The sequence below is a fragment of the Janthinobacterium sp. CG_23.4 genome, assembly GCF_029892305.1.
Classification (GTDB): domain Bacteria; phylum Pseudomonadota; class Gammaproteobacteria; order Burkholderiales; family Burkholderiaceae_D; genus Janthinobacterium; species Janthinobacterium lividum_D.
The window spans coordinates 1-24453 of record NZ_JARXUX010000002.1; the positions used below are offsets into that span (position 1 = coordinate 1).

25 protein-coding genes are annotated in these 24453 nt (G+C 54.0%); 13 read left to right on the forward strand and 12 right to left on the reverse strand.

Annotation, left to right across the window (positions count from 1 at the left end; translation table 11 throughout):
- The 5 genes from H4V96_RS22325 to H4V96_RS22345 form a co-directional block, all read right to left on the reverse strand.
- On the reverse strand, window positions 1-2364 hold a 2364-nt coding region (locus H4V96_RS22325; RefSeq protein WP_280721210.1), incomplete at its 3' end, for an N-6 DNA methylase.
- Window positions 2365-2382: 18 nt separating this feature from the next.
- Window positions 2383-2964: a recombinase family protein gene (locus H4V96_RS22330; RefSeq protein WP_280721211.1), complete on the reverse strand. Its 582-nt coding sequence runs from the start codon at window positions 2962-2964 to the stop codon at window positions 2383-2385.
- 389 nt (window positions 2965-3353) lie between these two features.
- Entirely contained in the window at window positions 3354-3881 is a 528-nt protein-coding gene (locus tag H4V96_RS22335; RefSeq protein WP_280721234.1) for a thermonuclease family protein, read from the reverse strand.
- Between the two features lie 220 nt (window positions 3882-4101).
- The gene (traI, locus tag H4V96_RS22340; RefSeq protein ID WP_280721212.1) at window positions 4102-6450 is read right to left on the reverse strand and encodes a TraI/MobA(P) family conjugative relaxase; all 2349 of its coding nucleotides are present in this window, start codon (window positions 6448-6450) and stop codon (window positions 4102-4104) included.
- Window positions 6447-6794, reverse strand: a complete 348-nt coding sequence (locus H4V96_RS22345; protein WP_280721213.1) for a MobB mobilization protein — start codon at window positions 6792-6794, stop codon at window positions 6447-6449. Before H4V96_RS22345 ends, traI begins: the two co-directional genes overlap by 4 nt.
- Before the next feature lie 291 nt (window positions 6795-7085).
- Between H4V96_RS22345 and H4V96_RS22350 the strand changes: the two genes are divergently transcribed.
- Both H4V96_RS22350 and H4V96_RS22355 read left to right on the forward strand, forming a co-directional pair.
- Complete coding sequence (locus H4V96_RS22350; protein ID WP_280721214.1) at window positions 7086-7400, forward strand: protein mobC; 315 nt, start codon at window positions 7086-7088, stop codon at window positions 7398-7400.
- A 73-nt stretch (window positions 7401-7473) separates the two neighbouring features.
- Window positions 7474-8079, forward strand: a complete 606-nt coding sequence (locus H4V96_RS22355; protein ID WP_280721215.1) for a hypothetical protein — start codon at window positions 7474-7476, stop codon at window positions 8077-8079.
- 355 nt (window positions 8080-8434) lie between these two features.
- On the opposite strand, the gene H4V96_RS22360 is transcribed toward H4V96_RS22355, so the two are convergent.
- The 5 genes from H4V96_RS22360 to parA all read right to left on the reverse strand — a co-directional run bounded on the left by H4V96_RS22360 (window position 8435) and on the right by parA (window position 13140).
- Window positions 8435-8689, reverse strand: coding sequence for a hypothetical protein (locus H4V96_RS22360; RefSeq protein WP_280721216.1), 255 nt, complete (start codon window positions 8687-8689; stop codon window positions 8435-8437).
- A 28-nt stretch (window positions 8690-8717) separates the two neighbouring features.
- Window positions 8718-9644 (reverse strand): DNA-binding protein, encoded by a 927-nt coding sequence (locus tag H4V96_RS22365; protein ID WP_280721217.1) that lies wholly within the window; start codon window positions 9642-9644, stop codon window positions 8718-8720.
- 1363 nt (window positions 9645-11007) lie between these two features.
- On the reverse strand, window positions 11008-12240 hold the full coding sequence (locus H4V96_RS22370) for a replication initiator protein A (protein WP_280721218.1): 1233 nt from the start codon (window positions 12238-12240) through the stop codon (window positions 11008-11010).
- 34 nt (window positions 12241-12274) lie between these two features.
- Window positions 12275-12514, reverse strand: a complete 240-nt coding sequence (locus H4V96_RS22375) for a hypothetical protein (RefSeq protein WP_280721219.1) — start codon at window positions 12512-12514, stop codon at window positions 12275-12277.
- A complete protein-coding gene (gene parA / locus H4V96_RS22380) occupies window positions 12511-13140 on the reverse strand; it encodes a ParA family partition ATPase (RefSeq protein WP_280721220.1) in 630 nt (209 codons plus the stop codon). The genes H4V96_RS22375 and parA overlap by 4 nt, the downstream gene beginning before the upstream one ends.
- Window positions 13141-13448: 308 nt before the next feature.
- On the opposite strand from parA, the gene H4V96_RS22385 reads away from it, so the two are divergent.
- From H4V96_RS22385 to H4V96_RS22435, 11 genes are all read left to right on the forward strand, one after another.
- Window positions 13449-16349, forward strand: a complete 2901-nt coding sequence (locus H4V96_RS22385; RefSeq protein WP_280721221.1) for a DotA/TraY family protein — start codon at window positions 13449-13451, stop codon at window positions 16347-16349.
- Window positions 16346-16780: a hypothetical protein gene (locus H4V96_RS22390; RefSeq protein ID WP_280721222.1), complete on the forward strand. Its 435-nt coding sequence runs from the start codon at window positions 16346-16348 to the stop codon at window positions 16778-16780. Before H4V96_RS22385 ends, H4V96_RS22390 begins: the two co-directional genes overlap by 4 nt.
- A gap of 131 nt (window positions 16781-16911) precedes the next feature.
- Window positions 16912-17196, forward strand: a complete 285-nt coding sequence (locus H4V96_RS22395; protein ID WP_280721223.1) for a hypothetical protein — start codon at window positions 16912-16914, stop codon at window positions 17194-17196.
- Between the two features lie 99 nt (window positions 17197-17295).
- Window positions 17296-17898: a hypothetical protein gene (locus H4V96_RS22400; protein WP_280721224.1), complete on the forward strand. Its 603-nt coding sequence runs from the start codon at window positions 17296-17298 to the stop codon at window positions 17896-17898.
- Window positions 17898-18179, forward strand: a complete 282-nt coding sequence (locus H4V96_RS22405; protein ID WP_280721225.1) for a hypothetical protein — start codon at window positions 17898-17900, stop codon at window positions 18177-18179. Before H4V96_RS22400 ends, H4V96_RS22405 begins: the two co-directional genes overlap by 1 nt.
- The gene (locus tag H4V96_RS22410; RefSeq protein WP_280721226.1) at window positions 18166-18327 is read left to right on the forward strand and encodes a hypothetical protein; all 162 of its coding nucleotides are present in this window, start codon (window positions 18166-18168) and stop codon (window positions 18325-18327) included. The genes H4V96_RS22405 and H4V96_RS22410 overlap by 14 nt, the downstream gene beginning before the upstream one ends.
- Entirely contained in the window at window positions 18324-18803 is a 480-nt protein-coding gene (locus H4V96_RS22415) for a hypothetical protein (RefSeq protein ID WP_280721227.1), read from the forward strand. The genes H4V96_RS22410 and H4V96_RS22415 overlap by 4 nt, the downstream gene beginning before the upstream one ends.
- Window positions 18804-18805: 2 nt before the next feature.
- On the forward strand, window positions 18806-19942 hold the full coding sequence (locus H4V96_RS22420) for a M23 family metallopeptidase (protein ID WP_280721228.1): 1137 nt from the start codon (window positions 18806-18808) through the stop codon (window positions 19940-19942).
- Window positions 19943-19996: 54 nt separating this feature from the next.
- Window positions 19997-20230, forward strand: a complete 234-nt coding sequence (locus H4V96_RS22425; RefSeq protein ID WP_280721229.1) for a hypothetical protein — start codon at window positions 19997-19999, stop codon at window positions 20228-20230.
- Window positions 20227-20724 (forward strand): HAD domain-containing protein, encoded by a 498-nt coding sequence (locus H4V96_RS22430; RefSeq protein ID WP_280721230.1) that lies wholly within the window; start codon window positions 20227-20229, stop codon window positions 20722-20724. Before H4V96_RS22425 ends, H4V96_RS22430 begins: the two co-directional genes overlap by 4 nt.
- A gap of 117 nt (window positions 20725-20841) precedes the next feature.
- Complete coding sequence (locus H4V96_RS22435) at window positions 20842-21441, forward strand: hypothetical protein (RefSeq protein ID WP_280721231.1); 600 nt, start codon at window positions 20842-20844, stop codon at window positions 21439-21441.
- Window positions 21442-21679: 238 nt separating this feature from the next.
- Here the strand turns inward: H4V96_RS22435 and H4V96_RS22440 are convergent, their stop codons facing one another.
- Together H4V96_RS22440 and H4V96_RS22445 are read right to left on the reverse strand one after the other, a co-directional pair.
- A complete protein-coding gene (locus H4V96_RS22440) occupies window positions 21680-23485 on the reverse strand; it encodes a DEAD/DEAH box helicase family protein (RefSeq protein ID WP_280721232.1) in 1806 nt (601 codons plus the stop codon).
- A 75-nt stretch (window positions 23486-23560) separates the two neighbouring features.
- Window positions 23561-24453 (reverse strand): hypothetical protein (locus H4V96_RS22445; protein ID WP_280721233.1); only part of this gene is annotated, 893 nt, incomplete at its 5' end.

Sequence of the window (24453 nt, forward strand, 5' to 3'; positions counted from 1 at the left end):
TGCCCACGGCGCACCCTCCATCGTGTCCGATACAGGATTAGCCTCCATCTGGATCACATCCACCAGATCAAGCACATCAGAACAAGACAGGCGTGGGTCAATGGATTTCAGGCGCTGCGGCTTGCCACCGCGCCCCATTTTTGGATTGCCAGCATTGTCGGTTTTTGACTTGCCAAGCCACACCCGGTAATCCAGCGGATAGGTAGTAACGCCGCCCACGTTCTTTGTGAACATGACAACTGCGGTCTTATTGGCAGCGTCAGGAAAGGGCTTCAACTCCTTCATGTCATCAACCGACAGTGGCACAAGTCGATCTGTAGTGTTGATGCGGAAGCGACGGAAACCTTGCGAAGATGGTGACTGGAAAACCGTCTGGGTAATCACAAAAATCAGGCGTCCACCTTCGACCAGCCACTTATCAGCGGTCGTGTAGGTGATGATGGCTGAAATGTCCAGCTCATTGCCGCCGTGAAACTTGGTGTCAGAGAAGATCGCGTACTTCTCGCAGGTAGGCTTCGCCCGGTTCCGATACGCCTCTGGCAGATTTGACCAGCGCACCCACGGCGGATTGCCCACAATCGCATCAAACTGTCCTGCCGTCGCGGACCAAAAGAAATTACGCACGATCCTGAACCAAATGCCGTTCCAGTTTTTTCGGTGTAGTGCCAACACTTGGTCATAAGTTGCTTTAAGGTTGTCGCGCCACTCGGCTTCCTGTTCAGTAGTCAAGATGGCCGCACGCACCATGTGTTTTGCAACAGCAGAATATTCGGTGTCGTTTTCGACCTCTGTGCCCATGAGCTGAAACACTTGATCCAGCAAAACACGGTCACGCGCCAGTTCGGCGGGTAGCACAACTTGCAAATTGGCCTGCTCACTGCCGATGCTGTATTCAATCACCTTCTGATCGCCGTCCGGGTGCGGGGCGGGAGAGTAAACGGCGTCGGCAAGCAAAACCGGGATCTCAATATCCTTGCCCTTACACTGTTTTAAGAGATCAGCAATCGAAATCAAGAAATTGACGCGAGACGACTGCACCGCCAGCGGGTTAAGGTCGAACCCCCAAACCGTGCTTGTCAGCATTTCCACCGTGCGTGCAGCATCCCAGCCAGCAGCCAACGCAGCACGGCGCTTCTGCTCAATGGCTTCCAGTAGAAACGATCCTGACCCACATGTTGGATCAAGCAGTCTGGCTTCCAACCACTTTTTATCGTCGTAACCCAGTTTTGCCACGGAATGCTCCACCAACCAGTCGGGCGTATAGAACTCCCCAAGGCTCTTGCGTAGCTCTTCGGGCACGAGGTCTTGATAGAAGTCGCGCAGTACATCACGCGAGCGGCCTGTCTTCTTGATCGTGTCGAAACGATAGACAGAGAGTTGCGCCAACAGTATGCGGATGGCCTGACACAAGGTCGTGCGAATTGATTTTTTAGTGGTTGCGTCCAGATACCAACTGAAAATCGCCTCTTCGACAAAGCCATGCAGACCCACGGCGTTGAAAAATCCGCCGTCCTCCACATCGGCACGCAACGCATCAATCAGGGCTTCATCCTTCTCGATGGCCAGCAGCTCGTGAATCAGCGAAGTGCTCGATGCCATGCCGTGCGCGGCCACGATCTCCGCTGCAATCAGCTTCATCAACAGCGAATGGAAAGTGTGGGTAACAAACAGTTTGGCTGGCAGGTCGATATTCGCTGGGCCTGAGAAATCAAAGCCCAACGAACCATTGATCTTCTTGCGCTGCTGGATACTCAAGTCAGCGGCCTGCCCGTACAGGGTGGCCCACTCTTCAAAAAGCATCTTGATTTTGCGATTGCCAGTAGCGCTGAGGGCATCCGCGAGGGCGTCGGACAACTGCTGCATGAACTCGCACCCAGTCTGCGATGCGTGACCGAAGTCTTCAGCCAAATTCTCGGCGGTAATCGCACGGCGGAAACTCGCCCTAAGCGCATCCACCACCATCTGAAAAGAAATGGTCGAAAACGGCATTAACGGCTGGTGAATTATCTTCCCGTCTTGTACCTGTGCGAAAGCCACATGGTCGCCGTCGATGGCCACCCCAATGTAATCCTTTTCGTCGATTCCTTGCTCAGTCGCCAGTCGCTGGATGTACTTCAACAAACGACCTTCGGTCGCCTCTACAAACTTGGCACTTTTGGCACTACCTTTGAAAAAGGCAGGTGCTTTGAACTCAATAACGACATTGTTATAACTGGAGTCGCGCTTGGCCCGCTCTGCGTCAAGGTCGATCTGCAAAGCCTCTTCCAGCCCCTTCATCCATGCGTGGCGTACTTCTTCCTCGTTCGACCACTGCTTTTTGCGGCGGTTAATGAGGTCGTAGCCCTTCTTGGTGTTGTCGTCCATTCTTCTCTTTCTCGTTGCTTATGCGTCACTAGTTGGCGCGTTACGCCTGACTGGTGCCACCTTATAAATTGTTGTTCGTGAAACTTTGTATCTATCCGCGATGGTGCTGACCGCAATGGCAGGGTCACGCATCAGCGTATTGATTTCACGCACCTGTTTTTCATCAAGCTTGGGCTTTCGGCCACCGGCCCGCCCCCGTGCGCGAGCTGCGACAAGTCCCGCATACGTGCGCTCCCGAATCAGATTGCGCTCAAACTCGGCCAGTGCAGCAAACACATGGAACACCAGCTTTCCGGCTGCACTGCCCGTCTCAATCTTTTCTGTCATGCTCTCGAAACCAATCCCCGCTTTTTCCAAATCGGCCACGATCTGAACAAGGTCGGGCAAGCTTCGGCCAAGCCGATCAAGCCGCCAAACAACGAGGGTGTCTCCGGCCCGAAGTGCCTTACGGCACTGCTCAAGCTCTGGACGCCCTGCCGTCTTTCCACTGGCAGTTTCCTCATAAACGGTCAAACACCCAACCCGTGCAAGGGCATCCCGTTGCAGGTCTAGGTTCTGGTCATCTGTCGAAACGCGGGCATACCCGATACGTTGATTCATGTACTGTTGCGAGACTATGAAAAATTGACGGCAATATTAACATTTAAGGACTGCCAGAAGTCCTTAAATATTGTCTTTCCGCACGTGTCCAGAAAACGACCGTTTGTTGGACACTATTAGGCTAAGACTCCGATCCCAACAGTCGATCCATTGCGAGGCAAACCCATTTAATAAACTCCTCCCAGCCCTCACGCGTTATGACATCGCGCCCTTCGTGATTGAAAAAATAATGGTCGCGGTCGGTCGTCGGCCACGTCCAACGCAAAAGCCGCGATCTCAGCTCAAAGGGCACTCGATCCACATACACGCCGTCCCGGTCGCCGAATTCTTGAAAGTAGTTCGGTTTCAAGAACAAAAATTGAAGACTGTTGAGTTTGTCGATTCCCACCTCAGTTACCCCTACTCTTTTTGGACTTTCGCCACTCCCAAGGCTGCACCGGATCGGCATCGGCCCACAGGCCGCGTCTGGCAGCTCGGGCCTCGTTCTGCAATGCATACAGGCTCCGGTCGTGAACATATTTGTCATAAACCCACGCCATGCCCCGCTGCACCTGTTCGGCATTGGCATCAACTCCAGCGCACCAGACCCGCCCAATGGTGCGACCATAACGGTCGTGCCCTTTGTCCTCGATCCGTGCTGACTTGCCGAAACACATATCGGATAGCGATTGCTTGGCTCGCTGGCCGTACGGCTGCGCTTTTTCCGGCGTGTCGATCTCGGCCAGCCTCACTTTGATCTGCTCCAGGTCGCGAAGCACTGTCAGCGTGTCGCCGTCCGTAACACCCACGATTTTGCCTTCGATGTCAGCGGCAAAACCCATCGCAGGACAGGCCAAAGCCGAAAGCAACACCGTGTTGCCACACAGTTTCCACAATCCAGCCACCTTGTTACCAACCTTTTGACATGTTGTTTCCATACTCTTCACACCGTCTTTCCACAGTCCAGCCACCATATTCGCCACCCTTTTCACACATTAATGCCACAGTGTTGCCACACTAAAAGCCACAATTACGCCTTACCTTTTTTCTGTATTTCTGTTTTTGCGCTTTTACATAATAACGATTTCACGATAAAGAGGTTAGCCGTTGGGCATGATGAAACGCTAACAACCCAATGCCAGAAGGAAAAACGGGCTGTCACCATCCCGGCCCCGCATCGTCGTCACGATCACGTTCGTGGTCTTCCGTCTGGATGTGAGTGGGCTTGTCCTCGACCGCAGGGGAGGGCGTCACCACCAGCTCCTCGACCATGACCCGCAACTCTGCCTGACGCTTAGCGCTGGCGGCACCGGGAGAATGCTGCAACAGAGCGTCGATTACGTCTTGCGGGGACTGACCATAGGACAAGCTCTCAAGCGCAGAGGCCCGTTCCACAGCGGGCCAATCGACCTTGCCAGCGTCACCACCTGTCGCCCTGATTGCGTCCAGCGAGTGCGCTGCAATCGTGTACGCTGGGCCGACAAGATGTCCCTCGGCAGAGGGCAGGGCATCGACCCGCCGTTGGAATTCGACCTGGAGCGAGATAACCTCACGATCAATGGCAACCACGGCCACGGGTTGACTGGTGCCGCCACCAGCCAGCGTTTTAAACCGTGACCAGTCGTGTTTTGCCTCTGACTGCACCTCTGGCGCACGCACTGGACGGCCAGACGATGCCGCCGAAGTGCGAAACTGGCTCCAGTCCACCTTCGGACGGCGCTGCTGCCGCTCGGCGGCAATGGATTCTTGCAACTCTGGATTGTTGATCTTGAAACCGTGTTCTGCCGCCAGCTCCACAATCATCTGCTGATATTCAGGACAGCCGCTAACGGTGATCGTGCCCCATTTTTTCGCAGCAAGCTGCAAAGCGGCCAACGTGGCATCCCTGTCAAGCCAGCTCGTGATGTCGATCCGCTTGCCAAAGTCAACAAAAGCCGGTGCAGCAGCGTCAGCACGCTGATACAGGACGTGACCGCCTAATATCTGGGCCGTGAACGACCGAATGTCGCGGGCACGGGGCAGGGGAGATTCGTCACCAGCGCCAAATAGCATCGACTCGGTGTTATTCCGGTAACGCCACTGCTCGACCAGATCAGGCCGCTCCTGTGTGAGATACCAGTCCTCTATTTTGGGAAAGCGGGGAAGTCGCTTTTTCAGTGTCTCTTTCTCTCGGCGATGCCGTTCTTTCAGCTCGGCTTCATTTCTCGCCTGTTCGGCTTTGGCGACGCTTGAAATAGCATTTTTTGCAGCGCCTTTGCCGCGCCAGTCGCCCGTCAAAAGCTCTTCCCTGCGTGCGCGATGCCTGTCTCGCACATCTCGCCATTCCGCCTCGTGACGCTGCTTTATTGCAGCCTGCTCCCGCTTCCGCTCGTCTTCATGCTGACGCTTCGCACCTTGGTATTCATCCCAGCGCGGCGTGTCCGCCTTCACTGGCTCTGGCTGTCTCTGTGCCAGCTCAAGTCCAACGGGGGCAGGTTCATAGGCTCCAAGGCGCTTTTCGAGTTTCCCCATTGATGATTTCCGGCACACCTTGGCGGCTTTCACAGGAACGTCGCCAATGAATACCACCGCGCCGCTTCCTTTTTTCTCAAACCGACAACCAAAAGCGGCTAGATTGCGATGCAACTGCCCCCAGCTCGTAGCCGCTCTCAGAATAGGGCCAGCAACATCAACGGCAGTACGCTCTGCGCTTTTTTCCCCGGTGCGATTCTCTCCGTCCCTTGCCTTTGTGCTGATACTTGGTGCAGCATCGTCGTTAGCCCTCGATGGTGGCAACAGGCCGCGCATTGCCACATGCTCCATTTTTTGCCGCTCACGAACCGTTTTTCGTTCTGCCTTCTGCTCTTCAATGGCCGTTCCAACCTGATTGACATAGAGCTTCTTCCGTTCTTCAACATGCTTTTTTTGAAGTGCTTGAACCGCTGACCAGCCGGGATCAGGCATTGCATCACCTATCGGATTTGTCTGGGCAAGCATCCCATTTGGCAACACCATGTAGCGGGCTTTTTTCTCAGACTTCCATCCCTGCACATGCTCAATACGTGCTACCGCACGGCTGGTAGCTTCACGATCAAAACCACCATTTGCTTTAACCATTTTCAGTTCGTCAGGATGGACTCGATTCACTGCTATGTGCAAATGAATGTTGTCTGTGTCCTGATGCAGTGCATAAATTGCTTGATGCTCACTGAGACCTTGTTCGTTGAGAAAAATAGAAACTGCTTCCTCAACTTGCGCAGATGTCGGAATTTCTCCTTCCCGCCAGCTCAACACCCAGTGCGTGACTGGTGCGGCGCTTCGCACTGCTTCCATTGCCAACGCAATCATCTCCGCTTGTCTGCCGCGATGTGTGTCCGTTATGAAGCCACGCGCACCAGCATAAAGCACTTTTTCATCACTGCCTGTGCTTTTTGGATCAACGATGTAATCGGTCAAGTCACCAATATTATTTGCTTTGCTTCTCCCTGCCGCCTTCTTTGGATCGACCGGAATCTTTTTGCCTATCATCCTGCCACCTTCTCAATTGCTGCGGCCAGTAACCGGACAACCTTTGCCATTTCCGCTATCGTGTCTGATACCTGATCTGAGTACACCTCGCGACTTTCTCTGTTGATTTTTTTTATCAGTGCTCCAAGTTGCCGCTGCTGCGCCGCGATGCGTGTCAACTCACGAATTACGAGCATGTCAGCCTCTGCGATTATTGGACGGCCAAAGTAGCGACGGCGTACCAATTCTGACACCGACAATGCTGCAAGGTCAGCATCTTGGCGTAGCTTGTCTTTTTCTATTGGAGTCAGTCGAACTGCTATCTTTGCGGACAGAGGTTCATCACCGATGATTTCAAATGGCATTGCGAAATGTTCCCCAAAAATTGAAAACTAATTGGTAGCACGGACTGACAGCCTCCCCGGCATGAGGGGCAGGAACGAGCCAACCTGTGAGAAGCGAAGCGCCGAATGGGTTGGCGTCCATTGGTTGACATGTGAGCCGCGCAGCGGTTCATGTGTCAGACAATGGCCGTCCTGTTACTTTGCTACCGGCTCAGCTTGTGCATATTATGAGACCATTTATAGATTGATCGCAAGCACAACGTAAGATATGATGTCAACGTCTATATATTTGTTTTCAGAGGAAACCGAAACATGGCACTGACAATTGAGAAGATCGAAAAGATTGCGGAAAGACTTCGCGCAATGCCTCCTGTTGAGAACAAGCAACGACAGGCCAGCAATCAGGAGGCCATCAAGCTACTTGCCAAGGAGATCAAAGGAATGCAGCAACGAGGGTACACGCTTGAGCAAATCGCCGATGTACTGAAAAGCAACGAACTTGCAGTTGCAGCGCCGACACTTCGCAGCTACTTACAGCGCGCAAAAGGTGGAAGCATCAAGAAAACAAGCGCAACACAAAAGCCGCAGGATGAAGGCGCATTACCAGCACCACCGACGACGGAATAGGTTGTTTATTTTTATACAAATTCTTGTTTTTACGCGCATTGCGCGTATAATATAAATCAACAAGGAGTGATAAATGAATGATGAACAAGCCACCCTATTGAGTACGCAATACCATGCTCTTTATGAGCTTCTTTGTAAAGCTCAAGAAAAAAGGGATGCTGCCCTTGCTAAGGTTTCCACTGCATTTAAAACGGCAGAAGCGGCACTGAACTCAGGCGCATCCTTAGATGTAATTTTGCTTGCAGATTCGGTTGCAGATGCGCTACTTTCACAGGCTGAAAAGGCAGAGGCTGATGTAACTAAATTGTTAAAACAAAAAAACGAAATTCAGCAAAAATTGAATGCCAATAAAGTTGTCTTAACAAGAAGTGAAGCCCGAGCTTACTGCGCACAATTAAAACAAGATTTTGAGGCAAAACATGGAACTGATTTCCTTGTGTCCGTACCATTCAAGGCGGACTGGAAAATGGACTGCATTGAAATTTGTCACGTTAGTGGGTTATACATTGATTACGACCCAGACGTGGGCACTTCAGCTTGTACAAGTTCATTGAATAAGTGGAAGGAATGGGAGCTGGCTCGTGGTACAAAAATCGAAGATTTGAATACACGTTTACTATCTTTATTGAAAGAATCGTGTGCTTGGATTTCATTTGTACCTCATTCTTATGGTGATTAGTGCTAGCTTCTCCTACCCCTGAAATTGTCAAATCTGCCCGCGAAGACGTACAGGAAGCACTATGTCTGGGTATCACAGCGGCCCAAGACTGGTGTGCCGGTACTCTACACACCTCACGCCGCGCCTTCCAACAATGGGAGCGTGGTGACCGAGCTATGCATCCGGCATTTTGGGAACTATTAAACATAAAAATTGCACTCATTGCGAGTGAACCATAAATTCGCGCCAACAACTGGATTGTGAGTAGGTTACTTCGCCGTTCCGGCTGCGACGGTCTGTGGACAACTCTTCGAGTTGACACACAGCCCTCTGCGGCTACTCGTCATTGATAATGACTAGGGCTACTTGAAAACCGTCAAGCCAATCTGGCACGGTTGATAGCAGCTTGTGTTATCTCATCGGCGGCATCAGAATCCTGAAATTTCGCCAACCATTCAACTTTATCGGCTAAAGTCAAAAGCATGTGGGGATGGAACTCAAGAACACCGGCCACCACCTCGGCACGCTCACCGGAAGCAATCCAGCACAAAACCTGTGACAAAGTATCGGCGATTCCACGGATTTCAAAAGCCAATTCACGACACTGGTTTGCCGTTTCATCTCTGTTCATATTGAACTCCCCCGGTTCTTTTTATCGATCAATCTTTCTTGCCGATTGACTCAGTTTTAATCGCTGCACTCGCAGTGACGGCCTCCAGCTTCCCGGCCAGCCTGCCTCGTAACTCTGCGGCCTCTTCCCCGGACTTCTGGGCGGCGGTGCGTGCCTCCGTGGCGGCGGTCTTGGTTGTGTCGATTTCACGAGCTGCGGCATCAAGTGCGCCCTGCTGGGCCTGCACCTGAACGCGTGCACTGCTCAGCTCCTGCGCGGACTGTTGGGCTTGTTTCTCGATCAGTTCGGCGCGGGCCTCGGCCTTGGTGGTGCGGTCGGTCATTGCTTCAAGTTTTGCGGCCAGCACGGCGGCCTGCTGCTCGGCGCTCACGCGGGCTTTGCTCTCGGTGTCCAACGTGGCGCGTAGTCGTTCGATTTCGGCAGCTTGGGTCTTGACGGTATCAGCCTGAGACTCGGCCTTGAGCTGCGACTTTGCCAGCTCCACACGGGCCGCCTCGGCGGCCTGTTGCTCGCGCTCGATGCGCTGCGCTTGCTCGGTCAAGTCTGCTGCTTGCTGGGCGGCTTTGCCTGCCAGCATGTCGCGGTCGCTGGTGAGAGCTGCCACCTGCTCGGCCAGTGCGTCCCGCTCAGCTTCCATCGTTTCACCTGCTGCTGCCAAGTCTGCTGCCTCTGCCTGCGTGTGCACTAGGCGCGTCTCTATCTCTGCGCGTGCCTGAGCTGCTGCGCGCTCGATCTCGCTGGCCAGTGCAGCGGCCAAGCTGGCAGGCAGCGCCGGGGCCGCTGTCACGGCTTGCGGGCGGCTGGCTCGCCAAGCGGTCAGGTGCTTGTGAACCGTGTTGGGGCTTCCTGTGCCCAACTTCTCCCGGACTGCTTTGATGGTCGGCTGCTGCCCCTCGCCCATCAACGCGTCCGCTGCTGCTGCCACTTGTTCAAATGTGATGCCGTCTCGTGCCATGATGTGTACCCCTAGTGTATCGTATTGGTGTATTTCGTATTGATACGGTATTATACACAATAAAGATACGATATGAAAACATTTTTTTGTGATGTATCGGTTCGGTCACGTTGCTCGGTGTGTGAAACCGCGTGCCCACAGCGCGAGGGCTGTGGGGAGTCTGGGCAAGCTGCTTTCCTCCTGGATAAAAACAGTGCTCGCGGCTGGGCTGTGAGCCAGCCGGGTTTTGACTCTCAAAAGTCATTTTTAATGACCAGTAGCCGCAGAGGGCGGTGGGTAACGCGCAGCGTTATCCACGGGCCGCCGCAGCGTCGGCACGGCGCGGAGTGTCCTGATCGCTAATTGGGGTCGTCTTAGAAATGGACAGGAAGCCCATAGAGCCGCTTTTAATAGCCCGGACATAGCATTCCATCAACCGAGTAGGAAAAACGCGCTGACGGGCCATCCTGCGCTTTCCTGTCTTGGTTTTAAGTGGAGAAGGGGTCAAGGGACAAACCGGAAGCCGCAGCGGCTTTTTGGCAGTTTCATGCCAAAAAACGAACGGGTGAGGATTTGAGCGAAGCGACCCTTGATGCTTTCGGAACGACCCACGCTCACGGCAGGGGTGCAGGAAGAGCGAAGCGACCCGAAGGGCTACCTGCACCCCTGCCACGTGGCGAACGCGGGTGTGGGCAGCGCCCACGGTGTTGGTTTTAGGTGCGTGAAATCACGATAGATGATTCGGTTCACCTATTGCGGGATGGTTGTTTATGTCGCTTTCGACATGTAGCGAAGCGTAACGGCTGCCCTGTCTTTTTATTGCCAAACAGGCTGTTGGGAGCGACCTTGTGTCGCGGGCGAAGCCCTGACGGACACGCAGTGCCGTCTTTGTTTTTGGGGGCTTTGTTTAGCCCCCTGTGGGGGCCTATTGATGGTGTTGGCGCGTAGCGCCGGGGTTTGTGTTCATCTTGATGCATCAACCACGTTGGCCGAGCACATTCCGGCCTAGTGGCCGGTTTGAAATTTTGTGCGCGAAGCGCACCACTCTGTCGGGAGGGGGTGCCACGCCCGCAGGGCGCTACGGCGTTTGATATTTTAGGACTTATGCACAGCGTGACGGCGCTCGTTTGCGTTAAAGAATATAAATGTTAAAGAATGCGCGCGCGCGTTACGGCTGTGGAAAACTCAAAAAAACATTTATAGAACAATGACTTGCAAACATGCCCGGTGGGTGAAATGACGAATGCCCGGTGGGTGAAATGACGTGCCAATCCACAGAAAAGGTGGGTGAAATGACGTGCCAATCCACAGGTTGGCACCACGGGTGGGTGAAATGACGTGCCGCGTCTCGCTCCCTCTTCGACGGTGGGTGAAATGACGTGATTCACTGCCCACCGACGCGCTTTGTGATGCCACGAATGAGACGCGCACCATCGCGCACATAGAACTTCACCTTGTCGTCGTGGGTGAGCATCATCCGGTACTCTGGCAAGCTGTCGTCAGCCTCGATGACACGGATGGCGCGGCGAAACTCTTTGAGTGTGGATTTGCTGCCTGCCTTCTCTTGCAGAAGCTCCAGACCAATCATCCACTCTGTCTGGTGGCCGCAGTGCTTGCGAGCTATCTCGTAAAGCCGCCGTGCAAGCGGCTTGCGCAGCCTGAAATAGTCCGGGTGGATTGTCAGCACCTCGAACGCTGAAACAGCGTTGTAGAGCCACTCTGAAATAGTGACTTCAACCGCGACCATGCGTTCGTCGGTAGGCGACTTGTCGATGATCTTCCAGCGATCAATGATGCCGAAGCCTTCCTTGACACGCTGGCCACCAGTCTTGATATCGGTGGTGATACGCGTCCCGGCCAGCCGCTCGAAAGCCTCTTGCAGCAGCTTGTACCCCTCACCGCTTGTTTGCCTGTTGGTCGTAACGAGGAAATCATGCACGGTGAAGCGGACAGTACGATTCTTCGCGTCGTCCCGACCTCTGTTCAGCGCTTCGGTGAGCTGACTGACGACATAGATCAGCACGTCTTTGTCATGCTGGGTTGCTCGGCCAAGCACCGAAGGCGCAACCTTAATCGACTTGTTCCCGTCCTTGCTCGTCCACGTCCAGATAGAAAGATCGGGCTTAGTCGAAAGAGTGAAGATCGGTGCTTCCATGCTCGCGCCATCGTCTTTCATTGCGTAGTCGAACATGTCGGCGAGGAAAAAATCGCGGTTCGGGTGGCGCTGACGGATCAGCCCCTTTTCCGGTGACGGTGCAACGCTCCCCACTGTTGCCTTCTGCTTGGCGTTTCGGCGCTGCTGCTCTTTCAAGGCGACCTTGGATTCGCCTTCTAAGTCGGCCTCGATCTCGGTTCGTTTGGCTTGAAGCTCTGCCACGCGAGCACGCAGCGCGGCCTTTTCCTCGTCCTTATTCGTGACGGCAAGGCGGGCTAGTCCCCGGTTGCACTCCAAAATCTGTTCTGACAGCTCGCGGTGCCACGCCTGCAAGTGCCGAATCAGCTTGTCCGTGTTGGCCTCGGCCTGAGACTCATCCATTTCGGCCATGTCGTCAAAAAGATCAGGCATACCCTTGAGTTTTTCCGGGTCGAACTCTGGCTGGTCGGTGTGTTTTTTCATACATTCCTGTAGCGAAGGTATCCCCTGCATTCGGTCACTGCTTGGCGTAGTGCGCGTCCAGGAGCGCAGTAACTTCCTGAACGATCTTCGTGCCTCTTGATGCGCAGTCCATTTTGATTCTCCGGTGCAATGACTCCGGGATGTCCAGCGTCAAACGCTTGGTCGCCTCTTTGTCAGCGGCCTCGTCTCGGTTTTCGACCCACTGGTCGGACGATGGGGCAACAACCGGCTTGTTGCTCGGCTTGGTTCCCATCACCACTTTTTTTGTGCTCATTTTGCGTACTCCATCAGTTCGATCAGGACGGCATCCATTTCCTTGGCGGCGCTACCGTCAGACTCAATTTCATAAACAGCTTTGCCCTGCGCTGCGGCCTCGGCAAACACCACTCGCTGGGTGACGCTGGCATTCAGTACATGCACCGGATAGGCTGACAAGGCTTCACGCACATCGCGCCCGATTGCTGTATTTGCGATTTTGCGATTAACCACAAAGCAGCTTTTCAGGTTTTCTTTGTAAACACGCGCTTCATCAATCAGCCTCACCACTTCCTCTGCGGCCCACACGTCATAGGGTGACGGCTGGACGGGGATTACAACCACGTCCGAAGCCATGATCGCGCTTCGGGCAAGGTCGGTGACACGCGGAGGCCCATCGATGATGATGTGGTCGTAACCGTGGCCGATGGTGCCGATTTCTTTATGCACCGTGGCACGGGGCAGGCCCACCACTGAAAACAGCGGCTCCCCCTCACGGGCTGCGGCCCAGTCCAACGCACTGCCCTGCGGGTCAGCGTCGATCAGCAGCACACGCGCACCCTTGCGGGCCAGCGCTGCGGCCAAATTTACGGACAACGTAGTTTTACCCACGCCGCCTTTCTGATTAAGCACTCCGAAAATCATTTTTTACACCTTTGCGGTTAGTCGCTTTTGCGCGTATGCGGTAAAGCGTGTTTCTGTATTTGTGGTAATCATACCCCACAAAGGCACGACAAGGAAGCCAATTAAATCAATATTTAATTTCATAGCTCAACCTGACACGATCTTGTCAAAAGCAGCGGTTTAAAGAGCGTCGTTACTTGTTTTTATCAAAAAATCAGAACGGCGCAACGACAAAAAACTAACTGAAAATAAAAGTGCGGCACTGTTGCGGCGATACGCAAACGCGCTTATTATTTGGACATCAAGACCAAATAGATCAGGAAGCGTCGATGGCCCAAATGCCTTTTTCTCCTTGCGATACGAGCGCCGGTGCTGCCTGCACCGACCGGTCGGTGTCGATGCTCCATGACATTTTTGGGCCAGTTATCGACGCGCTCGTGCAAGGAACAGACCCCAATACCGTCGCGGCATCGGCCAACGTAATCGCCACGATGATGTCGTTCTTCAACAGTGGAATCCTTGTAATCGGCTCACTGATCGTGTCGTATGTCGCCCTTATGGGCATCGCAAACACGGCCAATGACGGCGAGGCGATGGGTAAAAGTTGGTCGTCGCTCTGGACTCCCGTTCGGATCGTTGCTGGCGGCGCTGTCCTGCTGCCAACAGCAAGCGGCTATTCCTTCATCCAGCTCGTTGTGCTTTTGTTTTCGCTTTGGGGGGTTGGGTTTGCCAATGGAACCTTTAAAGCAGGGATGGCAATCGGCATCCTGTCACCGAACGGTGTGGTGCAGGGTGTCAATGATCCGGGCCAGTTTTACGGCTTGCGCGATTTTGCGAAGCAATATCTGGCAGCGTCTTACTGCGCGAAGGCTGCAAACACCCTCTATCGCGCCCCTGACGGCACCGGCCCACAGGTGATGTCGGGCGGTACTCCCGACAAGACCATGACCAAATCGGGCCGTACTGAATACCTGTTTGAAATCAAAGATCGAAACACCGTCACGAATCTGGCGGGTGGCGCGCCTCTTTGCGGCACGGTCAAGATCGCCACTTACGCAGCTCAGGCATCCAATGATGGAACGGGAATTGAAGCAGCGTTGGAGCAACTGCGCACCTCCACTCAAACGGCAAAAGTCACAGCCGCCGCCGCGTTGATGGTGGACCTTGATGGATGGGTTAACACATGGCCGAACCGCATGGGTGACGCAGGCTGGACTGCTGTTGATTCAACCCGTTTTAACGAAATCGTTAACACGGCTGAGCAGTCAGTGGCAACCGCCTTGATGGCTCAAATGTCCACCGGCGAAACGGGCATAAAAACAGGTTTCAACAGCTTCGCCAACTCTTTGACGGCTGAGGGCTGGGCAATGGCCGGTGGCTGGTTTCAGCGAGTAGGTGAGGTGCGTGGCAGGATTTCATCCACGTTGGCCGAATCAGTCGGCTCCGTTGGACAACCATCTTTTTCATCACTTCCATCGGATGCAGCCGCCAGCGAATTAACGACCAGCGTCACAACAGTGACCTCTGCGATTAACAAGAAAGCAGAGGAAAAAGCGAATTTCAAGCCTTCAACAAATGGACTGAACGACCTGACCAATGTAATGCCAGCCGATGCAAAAAGTGATGTGAACATCGGCAGCATCCAAAACAACGTGGACTCAAAAATCAGCCTCTACGTGAATGGATTGATGGAATCGATGGTTCAAATTGTGACCGGGGCGGGCGGGACGGGTGTCACACCACTGTGCGGCACTGCTGGCACGATGGGCGGTTCGTTGAACCGAATGAAGTGCGTTGGCGACTATCTGACCGTGGCTCGTGCAGGTATTGGGGCAGCGGACGTGGCTATTAAGACATCCGCCACAGCACTTCGCGTCGTGGCCGGTGCGTTGTCTTCGGTCAAAGGCGTGGGCACGGGCCTTGACCTGGACAAGATCGTGACACCCATCTGGGACTGGGTGATCGAAGTCCCGGTCAAGCAGCTTGCCATGATGGCCGCGTACATTGAGCCATTGGCCTTCTATTTTGGTGTTTTTCTACCAAGCTTGCCTTACACCATTTTTATGGTCGTAGTTGTTGGCTGGGTGCTGGCGGTCGTGCAATCCTTGATAGCAGCTCCGCTGTGGGCAGTCATGCACATGACACCAGATCGCACCTTCATCGGCTCACAAACCCAAGGCTACCTGTTGTTGCTTTCGCTGTTTGCTAGACCTGCGCTGGCAGTGGTTGGCTTGTTTGCTGCGATTTTGGTCTCTGACCCGATCATTGACTTTGTCGCCAAGGGATTCTTTTCCATGCGTGGGGCGGTTGTGACATCGACTGGAACGGTTGGCACGATTGCATCTTTCTTGACGTTTGCATGGTGGTTCATGGTCTTTGGCTTGACCCTGCTGCCAGTGCTGTACATGACCTTTGGTCTTCCCCAAATCCTGCCGGATCATGTCCTCAAATGGATCGGCGCTGGTATCGGTGATCTCGGTGAAACTAATGCGGTAGGTCAAATGCGTGGCGGGATGGCTGGAGCTGCTGCTCGTGGTTCCATTCCTGACGGCACATCAAAAGGCGGCGCTCCCGGTGGCCCTCGCATCGGCGGTGGCGGTGGTCAGCTACTTGGCGGCGCTGGTGGCGGGAATCCCCCTCCGTCCACCAGTCCGCGCAATGGCGGCGGCGGTCAAGCTGCACTACTTAATGCAGGCGGACAGGGCGTATCGCCTGCTGCTCCTGACACTGCGCCAAAAACCGATACACGCTCCACCGGGCACAGAGTAGGCGAAGCCGCTGGTGTTGCTATTGGACGCGCCGTAACTGGCGGCGTGGCATCGGCGGCTCGCTCTGCTGGGCGGATCGGCGGTGCTGTTCTATCTGGTGGCCGTGAGGGAGCCAGCTCATACCAAGAGGCAGGTTCAAGCGGTGCTTCATTTGGTCAGCGCGTCAAGGCGGGCTTGGTGGGTGGTGCTGCTGTGGCTGGGGCGGGACTTGTCTCGGCGGGTGCCGCTTCGGCATCCGACTTCTCTCAGGCTGGAAAAACGGCTGTGAGCGAAGGTAAGGCTGCATACAGCGAAGGCGCAGATTCACGTATTGCTGCATTCAAGTCTGAATTGAGAGGTGAAAGTCCTGTGAATGCAGGCAGTGATGTATCTGGTTCCAGCGACACCATGCCACCTGAATCGCCAGCTGCATCAGCAGTCTTGGAGCAAGACGGCACCCCAATGACAAGGAGCGAATCATGAACAAAGAAGATCCATTTTTGGCCGAAGCACAGGGCATGGCAAACGGCGCAATTATGGGCCGTCGCCAAGGCCGGGAGCAAGGATATGCACAAGGCTGGGATGAAGCAATTGCGCTGGCAAACCAGAAAATTACAGCACTCACTCAAGAGAAAAATGACTTGGCATGGGGTTTTAACGCGTTGCTCGCCGTGACAGCGGCTGCACTGGACACACTAGAAAAAGGCCCGGCAGGCCAGCGCCATGCTGTTGTGATGGACTACCTGTCAAAAGTCGATTCTTGGCGCCAGAGCGGCCACCTGCGTGGCATTCCACACGCTGACCCAGTTATGCGTCTCAAATCGCCTGAGACCGCCATGCAAATGCAGAGTTGGGTTGAAGCAGCTATCGCGCAGGCAAAACTTCAAAAACGTGACAGCGCTCCGACTCCATGAATCCAAATTACCAAGCCGCTGCCGCGTGGGTACTCCAGCGCACAACGGATTCGACTGTCCCTGCTGTAACCATCGCCAAAACAATTCGGTCAGTCCATCGGGCGTGCAGGAAAGCAACTGCACCACTTCACATGCCTGACCTCTTTCCCCACGTTGAACTGGGCCTGATTGTCATTCCGCCGTTGGTCATTGAACTCTCGGAAGAAGAGTCTGGCCCGGTTAGCACTGATGCCCTTGAGACCATCGGGCGGGCCATCGTTATGGAGTTTGGGCGTTCACAAAACGACCTGGTGCATTACCCACTGGGCGAACAGCTCTCGGATGGACAAATTATCGTTTTTAAACCGCAAGCTTTGCCAGAAATTCTTCTGGCGACGGGCCTGCACTTACTGGAGGAAGCCACCCATGATTTTTGAATCAACTGTCCCCGCCGCCGTGTTGGCCGTACTGCTTGCAGTTGCGGACGCTGTGCTGGCAAGCGCCGCCCAAACCAAAAAACGCCGGAGGGCACGCGCATGAGCTTTTTTTCAGGCGCAAAACGCGCGGCCCAATTTACGTTCGTTTCGATGCCATCTTCCATCCTTGGCATCAACCAGCTCAAGATGGGCAATCAGCATATTGCTGACCTTTGGCGCTCGTTGTCTTACCCTCCGTGTCCAGAGTGCAATGCTGGCGTATTGCACCGGCACGCCGAAGCCACTCAAAACAGCGAAGCACTGTACCCGTGGGTGTGCCGCAACAAAGATTGTGATTTCACGATCCTTGCACCAGCCGATGTGAATGAAGTCCGAAAAATTGCGTTGGACTGGTCAGCAGCTCGCACTCGCCAAAGACTATCGTTTTTGGATGATCCTGAGCGCTACAAGCTGATCCGTGGGCACAGCATCGAAAGCCGGTTTTGGTTCGTCTGCGCGTCGGTTTTGACTGCATGGCTGATTTACTTGATCGCTGCTGGTACGCCGCTTGGCGCTTGCGCCTCTGCGCTGTCGTTTGGATTTTCGGCCTGTGTCTTAGGCGTCACGAAAAGCTACCGCGCTTGGCAAGTCGAAACGGGCAACATCTTTTTACCTCAAAGCCTCTTCTGGCACTTTTTTAAAAATGAAAGGTGGGTGCGCTAATGATGACTGACGCTGAAATCCTCATACGAGCACGCGAGCTGGTCGAAAAAAACGGGCGGGCATTGTGGTTCGTGATGGGCTGGAAAACAGCAACCGTTCTGGCCTGCGTGACCGCCTTCCTTGGCTCCATGTTGGCGAACTATGTGCAATTCACCGGCGCAACGCTGGTCGATCTGGTGCCAGACATTGCCTTGGCGGTCGTGGTGCCAGCGCTTTTCATCGGCCCGGTGATGTGGCTGATTTTCCGTTTCATCGTGAGGAACCCGTATGAAAAAGCCTAAACGCACCACAGCACCCTCTCAGTCGGTGCAACGAGAACACCAGTGGGCCGTGCGCGAGTTGGTTGCTCGGTACTGTCTTCTGGCTCAGGTCATGGCCGCTGAAATCGAACAAAAAACCAACAACAAAAACAGGCACGCCCAAGCATGAAAAAACTACATTTAGCCGCGCTGGCAATCACCAGTGCCACCGCATTCGCTCAAATGCCCGTGCCGCTGCTCGACACCCCACCTGCCATCGACTTGGCAGTGTGGCGAGCTGCCGCGCCATCACTTCAAGCAGCCTTGGAGTGCAAAACGAAGATCACACCAAAAATAGCTGCGCTGCGCCCTTTGCTGAAAAAAAATGAACGAGACCAGTGGGAAATGTTCCCGCCAGAAGCATTCACCGTTTTCGGCCTACCGGTGGAGGTCGTGGTCATTTACATAGATCGGGATGCGGAAATGGGGCACAGCTACACGTCAATAATAATGAGTAAATCACTTGCAGAGGTGCGAACTGCCGCTCGGATCAATCCAAAAATAGACGGGCGAAATACCAAGATCGGCAGTCTTGGTGCAGCTCAACCTCGTGGGCCGGAAAGCGTCGAACTGACCTGCACCGTCGCCGGAAAATGGCAGGATTAACCGTGAAAAACGCCCTCCTGCTGGCTGCACTGGCAACCGTCGCCGGTGCAGCAATGGCCGATACGTGCATGGTTTCCCCAACGGCAAAGGAAACTGTTTCCGGTCGGTTCGGAAAATTCCGTAACGGCGGTGCAGCCAATCACGGGTCAAGCAATCAACAGCCGCACATGCACGATGGCTTGGATTTTTCGACATCCAATGCAAACCAGCCCGTGTTTGCCTCGGATGCCGGAACAATTACTTTAGCCGGTGCACACGGTAGTGCAGGCAACACAATCATGATTAAGCGCACGAATGGCGACATCGTGGCTTATTACCACTTGAGCGGCATTGCCACCGGCCTCGCGGCCGGAATGACCGTCAAAGCAGGCCAGCAACTGGGCCTATCAGGCAACACCAACAGAGGAAGCGAGTCGGTGGGCAAGATGCTCAAACACTTGCACTTTGTCTATGGCACTGCACAAAAAGACGATGCCCGCGCCAAGGCGTTTCCAGAAAACGCTGGGCGCGGCCCGTTCAATCCGGGGCAATTGCCATCTGCATTCAACCAGCAACAAGGCATTGGCTGGAAAACAGACCCGTCCCCGTATTTCTGCAAAACGTATGCGATTCAAGACGGCAACCCTGCTCAGTACCCAGTGCTGGGTAAGGACACGAAAGAGCAGTACGCGATTTTGTTTGGCTCGGTGCCAGCGGGCGGCACACCGCCCAATGTGAAATTTGAATCGTCCCAAGTGGCAGCGGCCAATTCGGATGTTGCGATTGCAAACGCTGCTGGCACTACGGTTGTGGCCATGCTGAAGGATAGCGACGGCTACGGTGCTTTGCCAACCGCGCCGATTGGCGGGTACGACACGATGTCCACATCCGAAATGATGTTGACAGAGGCAACGCGGCGGTTCAGTGATGCCAACTGGAACACCAACATTACGAAGGTGTCAAGTCGGGCGCTGTGGGTTGATTACAACCGGGCTATCGGTGTTGGCAACTATCTTGCCGAAGCCACGTACCGGAAGAAAGAAAAGGTGGAAGCCCTGCTTGCCGCCTACACCGCGCAAAAGATGAAGGGGATCAGGTTGAAGACCGATGCAGCGCGGGAACGTGCGCTGCGCAATGACGTGGCCCGCAGCATTAACTGATTTACACATTCACAGAAAACAGTATTTCATTACAACTGCAAAAAAGGCGGGGCCATGATCGTCTGGAAATTTGATGAAAACACTACCGAGTTTGACCGCGTTCTGCCCATCGAGATCGAGGCCGACCCGGACGGCGTTTATGTGACCAGAGAGCCAGACGGCACGCTGCGACTTCGCGCAGGCGGTGGGGTTGAAGTCGTGCGCGGTGAAAAACTGGTGCTGGCCGGGGTTGAGTTCGACCGGGAACAGTTCGACCCACCAGACCAAGCAGAAGGCGGTCAACGATGATCCTATTTCTCGATTTCGACGGGGTTTTGCACCCGGACTCTGCTTATCTGGTCAAGGGCCGTCCCACGCTTAAAGCAGCGGGTGAACTTTTCATGTGGGCACCGCTTTTGACTGATTTACTGGCTGACTTCCCGGCGGTGCAAATTGTGTTGAGTACGAGCTGGGCGCGTGAGCTGTCATTCTCCCGTGCCTGCCGCTGGTTGCCGGATGGTCTTCGCGCCCGTGTCATTGGTGCGACCTGGCACAGCTCCATGAAGCATCAGGCGGACGGCTTTTCTTTGTCACAAACGTGGTGGGACACGGCCAACAGATACCAACAAATAAAGCGGTTTGCGGATCGTGCTGGGCTGGTCAATTGGGTTGCCGTGGACGACCAGCCGGAAGGCTGGAGCGCTGACGACCGGGACAAACTGGTGCATACAAACGGTGACACGGGCCTGTCAGATTCTCGCGTGCTGGCATCGCTGGCGGCACGTTTAGGAGGGAAGCCATGACCTATTATGGCGGGATTAAGTAAAAGCACATTGACGCAATTACAGAAAACAAGGTCTATCCTTGCCATCGTCAAGGCCGTATAGTTATGACTATACGCAAATAAGAGAATAAAACCTGTGCGCTACAAGGTCGCTGAATACATAAACAAGAGTCTTGGCGGCATCCGCTTGAAAGGCAACACCGTCCAATGCCTCCGAAAAACGGAAGAGCGGAGCACGTCTGGTCGCACCCTTGAGAAAGTTGTTCTCACAATCGACCGCTGGTCTGACGAACTATCACCAGAAGCCAAAGAGGTACTGACACCAGAGGAACAGGATCAGTGGAAAGAATGGAAGATCAAGCACGATGCCGACTACCGGCGCGAACAGCTTGCCATTGCTCTTGAGGCTGTTCCGGCCACGATCAATGCTGCCAGCGCTGCATTGCGTGAGGATGCCGCCGAACAAGTCGATCCTAGCGTGCTATGGCAGGCCATTGACACATTAACCGCAGCGCTGGAAGCGGCAGGGCACGAGAGGCCAAAAAAACCGCGTGGCCGCCCCACCAGACTAGCTGAGGACGACGATCCGGATTTATCTACGTGGCCGCATGGCGATGCAAAACCACTACCCAATTTTGCGCCACCCGGCACCGATACCCACCGACAATATCAAGCGCTGCTGGATACTTACGAGGCGTTTAAGCGGGAAACAGTAAAAGCAGAAAGCCACAAATAAAGAAACATGCCTTGCTTATGAAATTGGAGCAGGTGGCAACTCCAATTTCATAAGCTCAGTGAGCTTATGAATATCCCTAGTAATAATGGCCTCGGCACAGGCACGACAATAATGATCCCAGCTCCGGCCATTTCGCACTTTGAGCCGAATGTCGCCTCTTTCGATCCGATGCCTAGAATTAGCTTGGCAATTATGAGCCTTGCCGGCAGTATCGACTCCAACTTGTTGGACAAGAGATTTAGTTGCCATTGAACACCACGCGCACGGCAGCATTCACAATTTCTGTAAAACCAGCATCAATTTGATCTAACTCTGCCCGCGAGAATTCATGACGCTGGCCGTTGGTTCTCCCAGCAGCAGTGTTCACCTGGCGGTCAATCGCTGCCTTCAACACAATAAGGTTGTCTCGGCCTAAATGCTGGCGGTCAAGCTCGCGGCCAGCGGGATTTAAACCTCGCTCATGCAGGATTCGCGCAGCTTCAGTACGCACGCGCATATCCAAGCCTCCACGCATTGCCTGACGCTGAGCTACCCTCGTAGTGGGTACTGGCTGCAATGCTTGTCGGGTCGGGTCGAAGTCGCCAGAAATAATGCCTCGCTCTTGCAGCAAGCGTATCGCTGCCGCTTCGTCTTCTTCCAGAAGATGAATTTCTTCAAGCTGAACTTCGGATTGCGCTCTTACCTCAATTTCATCACCGAAATGCGGCACCGGAGCGACTTCACGTTCTCCAGTAGGGTCGGAAGGATCGAATCCTTCTAGTGGCAATAGCTGATCAAAGTAGTCTTGGTCAGCTTCGCTGTAAGCCTGAAAGTCAGTCCATTGACGGGCAATATTGGCTCCAGCATGGAACACCACAACACCTTGATTGAGGACATGACCCGGTGCGTTCTGCTGAATCACTCGCATGATTCGTCCGACGAACTGCACAAAGGGCGAGAGGTTGCTGAAAATGCTGAAAACTGCGGCTACCGATAGGAATGGGTGATCGAACCCCTCTCCTAATTTACGCACCTGCACAATGACATCGAGCTGGTGATTATCCAGTTGCTCCATGACTCGCCGATTTGCAGCCCCGTCTTCCCGAGAATGCACATAACCAGCACGACGGCCACGCGCACTGTACGCCTCAACAACTTGTCGGCAGTGTTCAAAATTGAGGGCCGACGCAATAATTTTCAGGCGATTTTCGCCAGTCTCGGTACGCAATCGATCTAGTTCACGGATCGAAGCGTCAACGATAGTATTAAGCGTCGCGGCTGATGTGACGATGCTGCGTCGAAAATCAGCTTCCTCTTCTCCCAAGCGACGCACTTCGTCGAGGCTAACCTCGATTTCCTGAGCATCTGCCCGCCGTACATAGCGCAGAGTACGCGGATTGAGCTGCACCGCCTTTAAGCGCTTAACGTATCCCTCTTGTATTGCACGAAAAATCGGGTAGGAGTAGAGCACTCTTCCTGCCATGATCTGACCATCCGCTCGCAATGGTGTCGCACTGAAATTAACGATTCGCGCTGCTGGGAATCGCGCTTTCAGCGCTTCCCAGCTATCGGCCACGCTGTGGTGCCCTTCATCAAATAAGATCAGATCAAAGAAGTCTGCGGGAAGCGTTTGTAGCCAATGATTTGCATCACCTTGGAGCTGTTGAATATTCGTGATGACAACATTCGCCTCTTCCAAGTCAGATCGGTTCGTTGTAGTACCCCGAATTTCTACGGGTTCGGGATAAGGGCCACCAGTGAGCACTTGGCATTTCTGGTAGAACATGCTTGCGTTAGAGGGATTGAAGTCGGCGGCAAGTTGATCGGCGATAGAAAGACCAGGTGCAACGACCAAAGTACGATTGGAACGAAAAGCAAAAGGGGTCAAAGTGATGCAACCCGATTTTCCACAACCGACCGGCAGTACGATTCCGACCTCACGCTCTGTCTCTTCCGGGTTGCTCGCATAGTCCGTAAGAGCTTGAAAAGCTTCCCGTTGCGGGGCACGGATATGACGATTTCCGCCAATATTAGGAAGGCGGTTCTGAAACGGGTTTGGCATCATCAAGCTCCTTTATTTATTCAAATAGACAGCCTTGCTGGCTGTCCGCACTTGCACCTGTTGCTCCAAGTGCCTCTCTTATTTTTTACGCCGTTTGATCTCTCGCTCAATAAGCTTTGCAGCCGCAAGCCGTACCTTGACCACCGTTTTTGCCCGGATGGCTCCATCATGCTGGCCGTGGGCTTGCTTCACCAGTTCGGCGAGTTTGATGTGATCCGTATCCTTGGCATCAAAGCGGGGCAAACTGACATGTTTGAAAATGTCCCCCATATTGGTCGAGACGTTGTGCGCCTCGATCATCTCTTTGACAATCTCCGAATGCAGTAGTCCACATAAGAAATAAGCTGGTTCCGGCTCGGTAAAGTCAGCAAAATACAGCTTGTGGTCGGCAACATAGATGCGCTTGCCGTAGCCAGGAACAGTACCTGTTCCAACAACCGCAGCAGCGAAGTCACCCGTCATTTCAGCCCAAATGACTTTGTACGGCGCAAAGCTGTAATCGCCCACGTTGTAGATCGCAAAGAATGGAGCACTCTTCATGCGGGTCTTGAAGGTCGAGCGCGATTCCAAGAATGACTTGTATGCCTTGAAAAACTTGAACGTCTTCGGATTGGTGTGTGTGCTGTAAGTGTTGGCGGCATGGTCAAGTTCCGCTTTGTTGATCCCTTTGTTCGGCACAAAGGCATACAGCTCACTTTCCGGTAAAAAATAGCAGGCGTGTAAGTCGCCCGCACCCTTGGCCAGTGGGTACAAGCTTTCAGCTTCCACCCAAAATTCACGCGCACTACCCAACTCGGTTTTACCCTCGTGCGGCCTTGTTCGCACTTTGACGGTGCCATCAGCAGCGTTAGAGTCGATGACATCGACAAAATAGACACCGTTCAAGTCGGTAGTGATCCCCTTGCGGCCATTCACCCAAGTTGAAGGGCCAAAAAGCGGCTTGTAGGCTGCAAAGTGCCCCGGCTTCATAA